The following is a 13,959-nucleotide window of genomic DNA, read 5'->3' as shown; positions in this document are numbered from 1 at the left end:
TGATCACTGATCACGCGGTAAGCGCTTCGGACGTGTGCGCGTGATGCGCGTGTCCGTCGACGAGACAATGTTTATGCTCGACGTGATATTCAAATTCGTCCCAGAAGTGCTTCAGCATGCCGCGCACCGGCATAGCCGCCGCGTCGCCGAGTGCACAGATGGTGCGACCCATGATGTTTTCTGCGACCGAGTTCAGCAGATCCAGGTCTTCCTTGCGCCCGAGTCCATGTTCGATCCGATGAACCACGCGATACAGCCAGCCCGTACCTTCGCGGCAAGGCGTGCATTGACCGCACGACTCTTCGTAATAGAAGTACGAAAGACGCAGCAGCGAGCGCACCATGCAGCGCGTTTCGTTCATCACGATAACGGCGCCCGAACCGAGCATTGAGCCGGCTTTGGCGATCGAGTCGTAGTCCATGTCGGTCTTCAACATGATGTCGCCCGGAATCACCGGCGCCGACGATCCGCCCGGGATCACCGCTTTCACCGACTTGCCGCGCACGCCACCGGCCAACTCGAGCAGGGTTTCGAACGATGTGCCCAGCGGCACTTCGAAGTTGCCCGGACGATTGACGTCGCCAGCCACCGAGAAGATCTTCGTGCCGCCATTGTTCGGCTTGCCGATCTCGAGATATTTCTGCGGGCCGATAGCCAGCAGGAACGGTACGGCTGCGAATGTTTCAGTGTTGTTGATCGTGGTCGGCTTGCCGTACACGCCGAAGCTCGCCGGGAACGGCGGTTTGAAGCGCGGCTGGCCTTTCTTGCCTTCCAGCGACTCGAGCAACGCAGTTTCTTCGCCGCAGATATACGCGCCGTAACCATGGTGCGCATGCAGCTCGAACGAGAACCCCGAACCCAGGATATTTGCTCCGAGGTACCCGGCCGCACGCGCTTCTTCAAGCGCCTGTTCGAAGATCCGATAGACCTCGAAAATCTCGCCGTGAATGTAGTTGTAGCCAACCGTGATGCCCATGGCATATGCGCCGATGGCCATGCCTTCGATCAACGAATGCGGATTCCAGCGCAGGATGTCGCGGTCTTTAAACGTACCCGGTTCGCCTTCGTCCGAATTGCAGACGAGGTACTTCTGCCCCGGGAACTGGCGCGGCATGAAGCTCCACTTGAGGCCGGTCGGGAAACCCGCACCGCCGCGGCCGCGCAAGCCCGACGCCTTGACGTCGGCAATGACCTGCTCTTGCGGAATTTTTTCTTCGAGAATGCGGCGCAGCTGGGCATAACCGCCGCGCGCCACATAGTCTTCAAGGTGCCAGTTTTCGCCGTTGAGGCCGGCGAGAATCAGGGGCTGGATGTGGCGGTCGTGGAGAGACGTCATTTCGATAGTTCCTCGAGGAGCGTGTCGATCCGCTCGCGACTCATGAAGCTGCACATACGGTGATTGTTCACGAGCATCACGGGTGCATCGCCACACGCGCCGAAACATTCGCCTTCTTTCAAGGTGAACTTGCCGTCGGCGGTGGTTTCGCCAAAGTCGATACCAAGCTTTTGCTTCAGGTATTCAGCCGCGCTTTCCGAGCCGCCGTCCGGACCGAGCTGGCACGGCAGGTTCGTACAGAGCGTGATCTTGTGTTTGCCGACCGGCGAGGTCTCGTACATGGTGTAGAACGTCGCCACTTCCTGCACGGCCACGGCGGGCATGCTGAGGTAATCGGCGACAAACTGCATCAGCTCCGGCGACAGCCAGCCGTGCTCTTCCTGAGCGACGGTCAACGCCGACATCACCGCGGACTGTTTCTGGTCCACGGGATATTTCGCGATCGCGCGATCGATTTCTTTCAGGCCTTCAGCTGAGATCATTTCAGACACGACTCTTTCAGTTCCTACCGAACGAAAACCCGCCGCGTCCTTCTTTTGCGGCAGACCTGGCGTCCTGCTGTTGTTGGTTCGCCGGCAAGCTCAGCGCTGTTGCGCGCGCGTGCCGGCGTAGTGCGGCGCAAAGTGCTCGCGACTGCATGTCAGCGATCGATCTCACCGAACACGATGTCCTGCGTGCCGATGATCGTCACCGCGTCCGCAATCATGTGACCGCGAGCCATTTCGTCGAGTGAAGCAAGATGCGCATAACCCGGAGCACGAATCTTCAGTCGATACGGCTTGTTCGCGCCATCCGAAATCAGATAGATGCCGAACTCGCCCTTCGGATGTTCGATTGCCGCATACGTCTCACCTTCGGGAACGTGAAAACCTTCCGTGAAGAGCTTGAAGTGGTGAATCAGCTCTTCCATGTTGGTCTTCATGCCCACGCGCGACGGCGGCGCAATCTTGTGATTGTCGACCATCACCGGGCCTGGATTCTTACGAAGCCAGTCAATACATTGTTTCGCGATGCGGGTGGACTGACGCATTTCTTCCACGCGCACGAGATAACGGTCGTAGCAGTCACCGTTCACGCCGACCGGAATATCGAAATCCAGTTGATCGTAGACTTCGTACGGCTGCTTCTTGCGCAGATCCCATTCAATGCCCGAGCCGCGCAGCATCGCGCCGGTCATGCCGAGCTGCAATGCGCGCTCAGGACTGACCACGCCGATACCCACCAGACGCTGCTTCCAGATACGGTTATCGGTCAGCAACGTCTCGTATTCATCGACGCACTTCGGAAAACGCCCAAAGAACTCTTCGATGAAATCGAGCAACGAACCCTGACGCGTTTCGTTCATCCGCGACAACGCCTTCGCATTGCGGATTTTCGACGCCTTGTATTGCGGCATTGCGTCAGGCAGATCGCGATACACGCCGCCCGGACGGTAATACGCCGCGTGCATCCGGGCGCCGGAGACCGCTTCATACACGTCCATCAAATCTTCGCGTTCACGGAACGCATACAAAAACACCGCCATGGCGCCGACGTCGAGTGCGTGCGAGCCGATCCACATCAGGTGGTTCAGCACGCGCGTGATTTCGTCGAACAGCACGCGGATATATTTCGCGCGAACCGGGATGTCGATGCCGAGCAGCTTCTCGATCGCCAGCACGTAGCCGTGTTCGTTGGCCATCATCGACACATAGTCGAGACGGTCCATGTACGGCACGGACTGAATGAAGGTCTTCGATTCCGCGAGCTTTTCAGTCGCGCGATGCAACAGGCCGATATGCGGATCGGCGCGCTGAATCACTTCGCCGTCCAGTTCCAGCACGAGGCGCAGCACACCGTGCGCGGCCGGGTGTTGCGGACCGAAATTGAGCGTGTAGTTCTTGATCTCTGCCATGGCGTTCTCTTAGTGTTTCAGACCGCCATAGCGGTCCTCGCGGATCACGCGCGGCGTGATTTCGCGCGGCTCGATCGTCACTGGCTGGTACACGACGCGCTTCTCTTCCGGGTCGTAACGCATTTCGACATAACCCGACACCGGGAAGTCCTTGCGGAACGGATGGCCGATAAAGCCGTAGTCGGTGAGAATGCGGCGCAGGTCCGGGTGGCCTTCGAAGACGATACCGAACAGGTCGAATGCTTCCCGCTCATACCAGTTCGCGGACGACCATACGTCGACAGCCGACGGCACGATGGGCACTTCGTCGTCCGGTGCGAACACGCGCACGCGCAGACGCCAGTTATTCGCGATCGAAAGAAGATGGAGGACGGCCGCGAAACGCGGGCCTTCGTAGGCGCCTTCGCCGTACGTGGAGTAGTCCACGCCGCACAGGTCGACGAGTTGTTCGAAGCCGAGCGAACGGTCGTCGCGCAGCTTGAGGATCACGTCGGCGTAGTTCGCTGCCTTGACGACGATGGTCAATTGCCCGAGCGACTCGGTGATGCTATGCAGGCGGTCGCCGAACGCCGCCTCGAGGTTCGCTTTCAGGGTCTCGAGTTTGCTTGCCATATTGGGAGGCTCTGGCCTTGGTGACGCTTAATGGGACTTCACGGACTTCAACGCCGGGACTTCAATGCCACTGACTGACGTGCTTATGTGCGCGCGGACTTTCCGGCGCACATACTAACGACAATTACTGACGAGCGATGGTGCTGGTGCGGCGAATCTTCGCCTGCAACTGAATCACGCCATACACCAGCGCTTCAGCCGTCGGCGGGCATCCGGGCACGTAGACATCGACCGGTACGATCCGGTCGCATCCGCGCACTACCGAATACGAATAGTGGTAGTAACCACCGCCGTTGGCGCACGAACCCATGGAGATGACCCAGCGCGGCTCGGCCATCTGGTCGTAGACCTTGCGCAGCGCGGGCGCCATCTTGTTGCATAGCGTGCCGGCGACGATCATCACGTCCGACTGCCTCGGACTCGGACGAAACACGACGCCGAAACGGTCCAGATCGTAGCGGGCAGCACCCGCGTGCATCATCTCGACCGCACAACACGCCAAGCCGAACGTCATGGGCCACAGCGAACCCGTGCGCGTCCAGTTAATCAGTTTGTCAGCCGTGGTGGTGACAAACCCTTCCTTCAAGACCCCTTCGATACTCATTTGCTTTCACTCCAGATGAGCAGCCAGCCAAAGCCGCCCAGCAATCCGGTGATCTTCAACCCGCTCGATACGGCATCACTCCCAGTCCAGCCCACCCTTTCTCCAGATGTAGGCGAAACCAAGCAGAAACTCGAGCAGAAAAACCATCATTGACAGGAAACCAGGCCAGCCGACATCGCGCAGGGCGACGCCCCACGGAAACAGGAACGCGGTTTCGAGGTCGAAAATAATGAACAGAATAGCGACGAGATAGTAGCGCACATCGAACTTCATACGAGCGTCTTCGAATGCTTCGAAGCCACACTCGTAAGGTGCGTTCTTTTCGGTGTCAGGCTTATTGGGACCGAGGATCTTACCGATGCTGACCAGCGCGATACCTAAACCGGTGCCTACGACAAGGAACAGCAAGACGGGATAATAGGCTGAGAGATTCACGACTATCCTCAAATCGGTTTGATCTGGTGTGCCGGCCGGGACGACTGCCCCGCCGATTTTCAACTAAAGCCGAGAAACATGCACAAGAGACCTTGAGCAAAATCACTCGCCAGAAGTGACAATGCCAGCCGAAGCAATGCATGCGGCTGGCATTGGATAACTTTTGGTGCCGACGGCGAGACTCGAACTCGCACAGCTTTCGCCACTACCCCCTCAAGATAGCGTGTCTACCAATTTCACCACGTCGGCACTGTCTTGCAATCCGGAAAAACAACTTCTTATTGCCGGGAATCGCTTCAAGAACAAAATTATAACCGGGTTAACCAGTTTGTTCAACGCACAAAAAGCTATCCAGGCGAAAAATTATTTCGGAACGTCAGAGCCCGGACCCGACGATGCAACCGGTGCCGAAGCCGCCGCGGAACCGGATACGCCAACGGCCGGATGCGCGACGGGCGCGGTCATTGCCGCCCCGCCCAGCAAGCCTGCGGAGGCTGCCGGCTTATAGCTGCCGAGGTACGTCAGAGTCAGTGTCGAGATGAAAAACACGGCGGCGAGCACGGCCGTTGTGCGTGACAGGAAGTTGGCCGAACCGGTCGCCCCGAAGAGACTTCCCGACGCGCCACTACCGAACGCCGCGCCCATATCAGCACCTTTGCCGTGCTGCAGCAATACCAGCCCGATAACACCAAATGCCGACAACAACTGGACGACAATAATCAAAGTCTTTAAATACAGCATTACGTTCACCCGACTCTTTAATGTTCACGTGACACTGTTGCGCCACGCTTTTAATGCTTACATTTTCGAAAGCTGAAACTCGGTAATTAAACCGAAACGTTTTGTGCCGCCTGGCAAATCGCAAGAAAATCTTTCGACTTCAGCGATGCGCCGCCAATCAATCCGCCGTCAATGTCCTGTTGAGCGAATAATTCTTCGGCGTTTTCCGGCTTGACGCTGCCGCCATACAACACCGGCACGTCCGCCACTGCCGCGCCCTTGCCTGCCAGTTGCGCGCGCAGGAATGCGTGAACCTGTTGCGCTTGCGCCGCCGTCGCGCTTTTTCCCGTGCCGATCGCCCAGATCGGCTCGTACGCCACGACCATCTTCGCCGCCTGGGCTTCGCTCAGCACCAGCAACACCGCTTCCAGCTGCGCGCCGATCACTTGTTCTGTCAGACCATTGTCGCGCTGCTCCAGCGTCTCACCCACGCACACGATGGGCGTCAACCCTGCCTCGAGCACTCGCTGCGCTTTCACCGCGACCAGGCCCGAATGCTCGCCATGATAGGCGCGCCTCTCCGAATGGCCAACGATCGCGAATGTTGCATCAAAATCCGCCGCCATGCCTGCCGCGACTTCACCTGTATACGCGCCCTGCGTGTGGGCTGACACATCCTGCACACCCCACGCGACCACCGATCCGCCCAGCAGCGCCTGCGCTTGCGCCAGATACGGCATTGGCACGCAAACCGCTGCACGCACGCCCTTATCCAACGTCGCGGCGCCAGCGGCGACTCCTTGCATCAAGACCGCATTTTCAGCCAGACGGCCGTGCATCTTCCAGTTTCCGACTACCAGTTTTGCGCGTTTGGCTTGTTCTTTCGGCATTTGTCTCGTCGTAGCAGCGAGGCTGCCGATCATTGGAATAGAAAAATGGAACTTTCGGACGCAACGCTCCAGCACAACATGCGATTTTACTGTGCCCGGCGGAAATCGGTCAAACAACGTGCTCAATCAGCGTAGTCAAACAGCAAAACCAGATCGCCGTTATCCGGACTCCGCGCCCAGCCTTCAGGCAACCTGGCTCCAGTCCAGCATGATCTTGCCGATATGCGTGCTGCCTTCCATCAACGCGTGAGCGGCAGCGGCCTGATCGGCTGGGAAAACCTGGTGAATGACCGGCTTAATCCGTCCTGCTTCAATTTCCGGCCACACCTGCGTCTTCAATTGCACCGCAACCTTCCCCTTGAACGCGATTGAGCGCGGCCGCAAGGTGGAACCGGTAATCACCAAACGCCGGCGCAGCACTTCGTTGAGATTGATCTCGGCCTTCGATCCGCCCAGGGTTGCGATCACCACGACCCGGCCGCCATCGGCCAGCGCCTTCAACTCGCGCGGAAGATAATCGCCCGCGACCATGTCGAGGATCACGTCCACACCTCGGTCATTGGTCAGCGACTTCACGACATCGACGAAATCTTCGGTGTTGTAGTTGATCGCGCGTTCCGCGCCCAGTGTTTCGCACGCCTGACACTTTTCGTCGTTCCCGGCTGTCACGAACACGCGATGCCCCAGCGCCTTTGCGATCTGGATAGCCGTCACGCCGATACCGCTCGATCCGCCCTGGATCAGCAGCGTTTCTTCGGCACCGTTCTCGCCCTTGCCCAGATGCGCGCGTTCGAACACGTTGCTCCAGACCGTGAAGAACGTTTCCGGCAGCGACGCCGCCTCGATGTCCGTCAGCCCCTTCGGCACCGGCAGGCATTGCTCGAGCGGCGCACACGCGTATTCGGCGTAACCGCCGCCGGCGAGCAGCGCACACACGCGGTCGCCTGCCTTCAGCCCGAACGGATTGTGCTTCGGATCGAAGTCGCCGCGCACGATCTCACCCGCCACTTCCAGCCCCGGCAGATCCGACGCACCTGGCGGCGGTGCATAACCGCCCTTGCGCTGGAACACGTCCGGACGATTCACGCCCGACGCCGCGACCTTGATCAGCACTTCGCCGGCCTTCGGCTCGGGCATGGGACGCTCGCCCAGCTTCAATACGTCGGGCGCGCCGAACTCGGTGATTTCGATGGCTTTCATCTGCTTGTTCCCTTCAAGTCACACGCACATAACACCGAGACATAACTCCATGGCATTGCAGGCTCACTCGGCCAAACCATCAGCCGAAACCCGCAATAACATCGAATCACATTTGAACCTTCATCTTCCACCGACAAATTCAAAAACGGCCGGCACGCAAACGTCACGCGCCGGCCATCCCGAACTTACCGCATTACTGCTGTGGCGGCTGGATCGGTTCGATAGGCGCGCCGCCTTCGTTCAGCAAAGCCTTTGCTGACAAACGCACACGACCCTTTTCGTCTGTCTGAATGACCTTGACCTTCACGATCTGGCCTTCTTTCAGGTAGTCGTTGATGTCCTTGATGCGCTCGTTCACGATTTCCGAGATGTGCAGCAGACCATCCTTACCCGGAAGAATATTCACGATCGCGCCGAAGTCCAGCAATTTGAGTACCGGACCTTCGTAGACCTGACCCACTTCCACTTCAGCCGTGATGTTCTCAATGCGCTTCTTCGCTTCCGCCATGCCTTCGCTGCTCGTGCTTGCGATGGTCACCACGCCGTCATCGGAAATATCGATGGTCGTGTTGGTTTCTTCGGTCAACGCACGGATCACCGAACCGCCCTTGCCGATCACGTCGCGGATCTTTTCCGGATTGATCTTCATGGTGATCATGCGCGGCGCGTAGTCCGACAGGTTCGTGTTCGTGCCCGGAACCGCGGTCGTCATCTTGCCGAGGATATGCATGCGGCCTTCCTTCGCCTGTGCGAGCGCGACCTGCATGATTTCCTTCGTGATGCCCTGGATCTTGATGTCCATCTGCAGTGCCGTCACGCCTTGCGCCGTGCCCGCCACCTTGAAGTCCATGTCGCCGAGGTGATCTTCGTCGCCCAGGATGTCAGTCAACACTGCGAACTTGTTGCCTTCCAGGATCAGGCCCATCGCGATACCCGCGACGTGCGCTTTCATGGGCACACCAGCGTCCATCAGTGCGAGACAGCCGCCGCAAACCGATGCCATCGACGAAGATCCGTTCGATTCCGTGATTTCCGATACGACGCGGATGGAGTAACCGAATTCGTCGGCGCTCGGCAGCACTGCAACCAAAGCGCGCTTCGCCAGACGGCCGTGACCGATTTCACGGCGCTTCGGCGAACCGACGCGACCCGTTTCGCCGGTCGCGAACGGAGGCATGTTGTAGTGAAGCATGAAGCGTTCGCGATACTCGCCTTCGAGCGCGTCGATGTTTTGTTCGTCGCCCTTCGTGCCCAGCGTCGCGATCACGAGCGCTTGCGTTTCGCCGCGCGTGAACAGCGCCGAACCGTGCGTACGCGGCAGCACGCCGGTACGGATTTCGATCGGGCGGACGGTGCGCGTGTCGCGGCCATCGATACGCGGTTCGCCGTTCAGGATCTGCGTACGGACGATCTTCGCTTCGATGTCGAACATCACGTTGCCGATGGTCGCCTTGTCAGCCGGCGTCTGGCCTGCTGCCACTGCGTCCTCGGTCAGCTTCGCGGTCGTTGCTGCGTAGACTTCCTTCAGCTTTGCGGTGCGAGCCGATTTGTCGCGGATCTGATAAACGGCGTTCAGGTCGGCTTGCGCCAATTCCGTCACGCGGGCGATCAGCGGCTCGTTCTTCGGGGCCGGCGTCCAGTCCCACTCCGGCTTGCCACCTTCGGCAACCAGTTCGTGGATTGCGTCGATAGCAACCTGCATCTGGTCGTGGCCAAACACCACGGCGCCGAGCATGACTTCTTCGGTCAGTTGCTGCGCTTCCGATTCCACCATCAATACCGCGCGTTCCGTACCGGCCACGATCAGGTCGAGCGCCGATTCCTTCATCTGCGGACGGGTCGGGTTCAGCACATATTCGTTGTTGATATACGCAACGCGGGCAGCGCCCACCGGGCCGTTGAACGGCAAGCCGGAGATCGCCAGAGCCGCTGATGCGCCGATCAGCGCAGGAATGTCCGCGGGCACATCCGGGTTCAACGACAGCACATGAATTACTACCTGCACTTCGTTATAAAAGCCTTCCGGAAACAGCGGGCGCAACGGACGGTCGATCAGGCGCGAGATCAGCGTTTCGCCTTCCGACGGACGGCCTTCGCGACGGAAGAAACCACCCGGGATCTTGCCGGCTGCGTAGGTCTTTTCCAGATAATCGACGGTCAACGGGAAGAAATCCTGGCCCGGCTTTGCCGTTTTCGCGCCGACAACCGTCGCGAGCACCACGGTATCTTCGATATCAACGATTACCGCGCCGCCAGCCTGACGTGCGATTTCACCTGTTTCCAGGCGAACGTTGTGTTGTCCCCACTTGAATTCCTTGACGATCTTTTTAAACATTCTCACTCCTTCTTCGTTATGCCTCGCGTGTTTCCTACGTGTTGTCGTGGACTTCGGAGCATCCGGAGCCCATGCACACGATAAAGAAACGGCGAAGCCAAGCGATGACCGGAACCACACGAGAGAGGGGTGTATGTCATTCCAACGCAACACGACACGCGATGCGCATGACGCGCTGGAATGACACAAAGCTCTGCCGCGAGGCCCGGTCCTGTAGTCGAATCAGTTTCCGATCCGGGGTTGGCTTTAATGCAAGCCTTCGATAATTCCCGCTACTTTCACTTCTGCGCCCATGAAGAGCGCGCCGTTCAAAAACAAAATGCCTGTATCAGCAGACTGACACAGGCATTTCGTTGTGTACGCTGGCCGCTTACTTGCGCAGGCCCAGCTTCTCGATCAGCGAGCGATAACGATCAGCGTCTTTGCCCTTGAGGTAATCGAGCAGCTTACGACGGCGGCTCACCATGCGCAGCAGGCCGCGGCGGCTGTGGTGATCCTTCGTGTGAGCCTTGAAGTGAACGGTCAGTTCGTTGATACGGGTGGTCAGCAGTGCGACTTGCACTTCTGGCGATCCGGTATCGTTAGCGGCGCGCGCATATTCTGCGACGACGTCGGACTTCTTTGCATGAGTAACTGCTGCTACGGTCGACATTTGATTTTCCTTTGAAACGGACAGGCGGTCACGGAAGAAGGGCCGTGCCGTGGGTTTTCTACATTCTTGAATCAAGCTCTGATTCACTCACCGCGCGAGGTTCTATAAGGGTTTTGCAACCCCCTTCCCATACGGCAAGTCGCGAATTATAGCACAGCGGTTTTTGCCGTCGACCCGGTTCGACACGACGGATGAAATGATGCAATAGGCCTGCGCCCAAGCTTTCTGTGTTGTTGCTTTGTTGTTACGACGCAGGGCGCTTCATCTGGCACGTGGTCGGCATCGCGGTCTGGGCTGCCGGGATCTTCAGCAGAGTCCGGAAGCCAAAGCTTGAGCCTTCGTTGTCGAAACGTACGCCTGCCGTCCCCGCCTTATCCATTTCCATGACATAAAGGGGCTGGATCACCTGGTGATCGGCGGCGCGCATTTCCATCGTCTGGAAACCCTTGTCGAGCTTCATCCCTTCCAGCGCTCGGGCGACTGCGGCCGGATCGGCGCTGCGCGCCTTCTCCATCGCCTGCGCGAGCATCTCGACCATGAGCGGCATGCGCAGGAAGAGGTAGTCATCGGCGGCGGCAGGAAAACGGGCGCGAAAGGCCCCGTAGTAGGCGTCGGATGCACTGCCACCCACGTTCGGATGCCAGTCGGCCACCGCTACGACGTGTTTTACGCCCGCGTCGCCCAGCGCGGCGGGCGCGCCCAGGCTGTTGCCGTAGAACGTGTAGAAATGCGTGTCGAGCCCTTGCTCCCGCGCAGCTTTGACAAGCAATGTCAGGTCGTTACCCCAGTTGCCGGTGATCACCGCGTCGGCGCCGCTTGCGCGGATCTTGGCAACGTACGGCGCGAAGTCCTTCACGCGGCCGGCGGGGATGAATTCATCGGCGGCAATTGTTATGTCCGGACGGCGTTCCTTCAGCGCGCGCTGGGCTTCGCGGCCGACATCGTGGCCAAAGCTGTAGTCCTGGTTGAACAAATAGACCTTTTTCACCGATTGATCGTGCTGGATGACATCGGCGAGCGCGTTCATGCGCATGCCGGCGTGGGCATCGAAGCGGAAATGCCAGAAGCTGCAATCCGCGTTGGTGAGCGCGGGGTCATCGGCGGAATAATTGAGGAACACCACCCGATGTTCGGGATCGCGGGCATTTTGCTTGTTGATCGCGTCGATGAGCGCCGCGGCAACCGCCGAACTGTTGCCCTGCATGACAAAGCCAATATTCTGGTCGATAGCCGCACGCAACTGAACCAGGCTGGCTTCGCTGCTGCCCTTGCCGTCGAGAACCACCAGCTGCAGCGGGTGTTTGCCGTCGGGCAAGGTAACGCCACCGTTCGCGTTGACGCGCTCGACACCAAAGCGCACATTGCGCTCGACGGCTGCGCCCGCGTTCGCGAACGGACCGGACATGCCTTCGATCATCGCGATACGGATAGGCGGCAAACTCGAATTGGCGTCCGCCGCACACGCGGGAGCGACCAACTGGCCGCCAACGCATGCGGCCGCCAGTAATGAACCGCACAGGCGCTTGCCGACCCGCGACGCGCGACCGAGCGGCCGAAACCATCGTGCCGGCAGGAACCGATCACGTGCGTTCAGAAAAACCACGCGCGGCAAGCCGAGGCCGAAACCCATACAGTCCATTTCAGTTCATCCATCGAAAAATGACAGCAAAGCGAATCGCGGATCATAGGGCGTTCAACACGCTGCGCGCAACCGCCCGTGGAAAATGCGAACGCAAATGGAATAGCCGCCCGAGCCTGCACGTTCCATCGACATGCTCTAAGTGCACGTCGATCGAAACCGCCCGGCTATCCCGCATGTCAAAATAAGCAATACGGCGCAGATCAGCAGAAAAACCCGCGACCAATCGGATATCGCGCCGATACGAATACGAAGGAGGCTTCGATGTTGAGCAAGGCAATACGAAAACCCGCCGCAGCAATGGCACTCGCCCTTCTGCTCACGGCATGCGCCCAGCCATGGCAGAACTATCAGGCAGGCGCGGACTCGTCGACGATCACGGCCAGGCTCGGGCCGCCAAGAGAGGTCTACGACCTGCCGAACGGCGGCCGCCGCCTGATGTGGCCAACGCAACCACTGGGCGAAGTGACGACGGCGGCGGATATCGATGCATCGGGGAAGATCGTGAGCGTGCGCCAGGTCCTCGATGAAAACGAGTTCTTCAAGGCGCAGATTGGCACGTGGACGCGCAAGGACGTGTTGCTCAACTTCGGCCGCCCGGTGGAAACGTCCTACTTCCCGTTAATGAAACGCGAGGTCTGGACGTACCGGTACATGGAGGCGAACTACTGGTACATGATGTACAGCTTTTACTTCGACGATCAGGGCACGCTGCGCCTGACGCAAAAAACGCCCGACCCGCTCCACGATCCCGATCAACGGAATTTCTTCTGATATTGCTTTTAAACAGCGAAGAAATCTTTTGTCGACGAAAAAAATGCCGCTCGGAAAGCGGCATTTTTTTCGCGTCTTCATTGCCGGAAAATTGTCGTGGAACGTAATTCGTCAAGTTTCGTCGCGCCGCAGCAATGACGTTGAAAGTTTATTTCCAGCGATAATTTCGCCGTTGCAGTGTCGTACCTCTTACGCTTTTGGAACTGATACCTATGAATCGACCCGAACGCATGCTGGCTGAAAACGTCGGCTGGGCGGCGGAAGTTGCCGCCAGCGACCCTGATTTCTTCGACACCCTGGCTCAGGGCCAAAGTCCAACCGTCCTGTGGCTGGGCTGTTCGGACAGCCGCGTTCCCGCCGAAACCATCACGCATTCGAAGCCCGGTGATCTATTCGTCCATCGCAACATTGCGAACCTGTTTCACCGGACGATGACAACACCATGAGCGTCCTCGAATACGCGGTGAACGTCCTGAAAGTGGACGACGTCATTGTGTGCGGACACTACGGCTGTGGCGGCGTGCGAGCGTCGTTGCTGCCGCTGTCCGACGCCCTGCCCCACGTCAATCGCCGCATTGCCCCGCTGTGTGCGTTGGCTCGGACCCACGGCAGCGAACTCGACGCGCTCGGCACAATGGATTCGCGCATCGACCGACTATCGGAACTGAGCGTGCTCGAACAAGTGAGCGCGCTGCGTGAGACGTCCATCGTGCGCGACGCCGAGCGTCCCCCGCGCGTTCACGGCTGGATTTTCGGTCTGCGCGATGGGCGCATCAAGGTACTGTCGTCTGGAGAACCCGCCGGATCTTCGAACACTTCTCGTCATTCATCGTGACTATAGTAGGTGTACTGATGACTGATCCGTGGA

Annotated in this window: 13 protein-coding genes, 1 tRNA gene and 1 pseudogene; 2 read left to right on the top strand and 13 right to left on the bottom strand. The window is 58.9% G+C overall.

Going from position 1 to position 13,959, the window contains the following annotated elements:
- Positions 1 to 10 precede the first annotated feature (10 nt).
- The 13 genes from nuoF to ACSQ83_RS16700 all read right to left on the bottom strand — a co-directional run bounded on the left by nuoF (position 11) and on the right by ACSQ83_RS16700 (position 12,317).
- Complete coding sequence (gene nuoF / locus ACSQ83_RS16760; RefSeq protein ID WP_414952309.1) at positions 11 to 1,336, bottom strand: NADH-quinone oxidoreductase subunit NuoF; 1,326 nt, start codon at positions 1,334 to 1,336, stop codon at positions 11 to 13.
- Positions 1,333 to 1,818, bottom strand: coding sequence for an NADH-quinone oxidoreductase subunit NuoE (gene nuoE, locus ACSQ83_RS16755; protein WP_414952341.1), 486 nt, complete (start codon positions 1,816 to 1,818; stop codon positions 1,333 to 1,335). The genes nuoF and nuoE overlap by 4 nt, the downstream gene beginning before the upstream one ends.
- Positions 1,819 to 1,976: 158 nt before the next feature.
- On the bottom strand, positions 1,977 to 3,230 hold the full coding sequence (locus tag ACSQ83_RS16750) for an NADH-quinone oxidoreductase subunit D (RefSeq protein ID WP_414952308.1): 1,254 nt from the start codon (positions 3,228 to 3,230) through the stop codon (positions 1,977 to 1,979).
- A 9-nt stretch (positions 3,231 to 3,239) separates the two neighbouring features.
- Positions 3,240 to 3,842, bottom strand: coding sequence for an NADH-quinone oxidoreductase subunit C (locus tag ACSQ83_RS16745; protein ID WP_436228919.1), 603 nt, complete (start codon positions 3,840 to 3,842; stop codon positions 3,240 to 3,242).
- Between the two features lie 124 nt (positions 3,843 to 3,966).
- Entirely contained in the window at positions 3,967 to 4,446 is a 480-nt protein-coding gene (locus ACSQ83_RS16740; RefSeq protein WP_027819582.1) for a NuoB/complex I 20 kDa subunit family protein, read from the bottom strand.
- A gap of 75 nt (positions 4,447 to 4,521) precedes the next feature.
- Positions 4,522 to 4,881 (bottom strand): NADH-quinone oxidoreductase subunit A, encoded by a 360-nt coding sequence (locus tag ACSQ83_RS16735; RefSeq protein WP_299719831.1) that lies wholly within the window; start codon positions 4,879 to 4,881, stop codon positions 4,522 to 4,524.
- A gap of 164 nt (positions 4,882 to 5,045) precedes the next feature.
- Positions 5,046 to 5,130 (bottom strand) — tRNA-Leu (locus tag ACSQ83_RS16730).
- A gap of 114 nt (positions 5,131 to 5,244) precedes the next feature.
- Complete coding sequence (secG, locus tag ACSQ83_RS16725) at positions 5,245 to 5,622, bottom strand: preprotein translocase subunit SecG (protein WP_414952306.1); 378 nt, start codon at positions 5,620 to 5,622, stop codon at positions 5,245 to 5,247.
- Positions 5,623 to 5,708: 86 nt separating this feature from the next.
- On the bottom strand, positions 5,709 to 6,491 hold the full coding sequence (gene tpiA, locus ACSQ83_RS16720; protein WP_436228918.1) for a triose-phosphate isomerase: 783 nt from the start codon (positions 6,489 to 6,491) through the stop codon (positions 5,709 to 5,711).
- A 183-nt stretch (positions 6,492 to 6,674) separates the two neighbouring features.
- Positions 6,675 to 7,691: an NAD(P)H-quinone oxidoreductase gene (locus ACSQ83_RS16715; RefSeq protein ID WP_414968379.1), complete on the bottom strand. Its 1,017-nt coding sequence runs from the start codon at positions 7,689 to 7,691 to the stop codon at positions 6,675 to 6,677.
- Between the two features lie 193 nt (positions 7,692 to 7,884).
- Positions 7,885 to 10,032 (bottom strand): polyribonucleotide nucleotidyltransferase, encoded by a 2,148-nt coding sequence (pnp, locus tag ACSQ83_RS16710; RefSeq protein WP_414952303.1) that lies wholly within the window; start codon positions 10,030 to 10,032, stop codon positions 7,885 to 7,887.
- 364 nt (positions 10,033 to 10,396) lie between these two features.
- The gene (rpsO, locus tag ACSQ83_RS16705) at positions 10,397 to 10,678 is read right to left on the bottom strand and encodes a 30S ribosomal protein S15 (protein WP_414968404.1); all 282 of its coding nucleotides are present in this window, start codon (positions 10,676 to 10,678) and stop codon (positions 10,397 to 10,399) included.
- 244 nt (positions 10,679 to 10,922) lie between these two features.
- Positions 10,923 to 12,317, bottom strand: coding sequence for a branched-chain amino acid ABC transporter substrate-binding protein (locus ACSQ83_RS16700; protein ID WP_436228917.1), 1,395 nt, complete (start codon positions 12,315 to 12,317; stop codon positions 10,923 to 10,925).
- Between the two features lie 264 nt (positions 12,318 to 12,581).
- Between ACSQ83_RS16700 and ACSQ83_RS16695 the strand changes: the two genes are divergently transcribed.
- Together ACSQ83_RS16695 and ACSQ83_RS16690 are read left to right on the top strand one after the other, a co-directional pair.
- Entirely contained in the window at positions 12,582 to 13,091 is a 510-nt protein-coding gene (locus ACSQ83_RS16695) for a hypothetical protein (protein WP_414952300.1), read from the top strand.
- Between the two features lie 212 nt (positions 13,092 to 13,303).
- Positions 13,304 to 13,926: pseudogene (locus tag ACSQ83_RS16690) on the top strand (carbonic anhydrase).
- Positions 13,927 to 13,959 lie beyond the last annotated feature (33 nt).

The organism is Caballeronia sp. LjRoot29 (assembly GCF_964252755.1).
In the GTDB taxonomy this organism is placed as follows: Bacteria; Pseudomonadota; Gammaproteobacteria; order Burkholderiales; family Burkholderiaceae; genus Caballeronia.
Note: the sequence above shows the minus strand (reverse complement) of the source record. Positions and strands in the feature narration are given on the sequence as shown.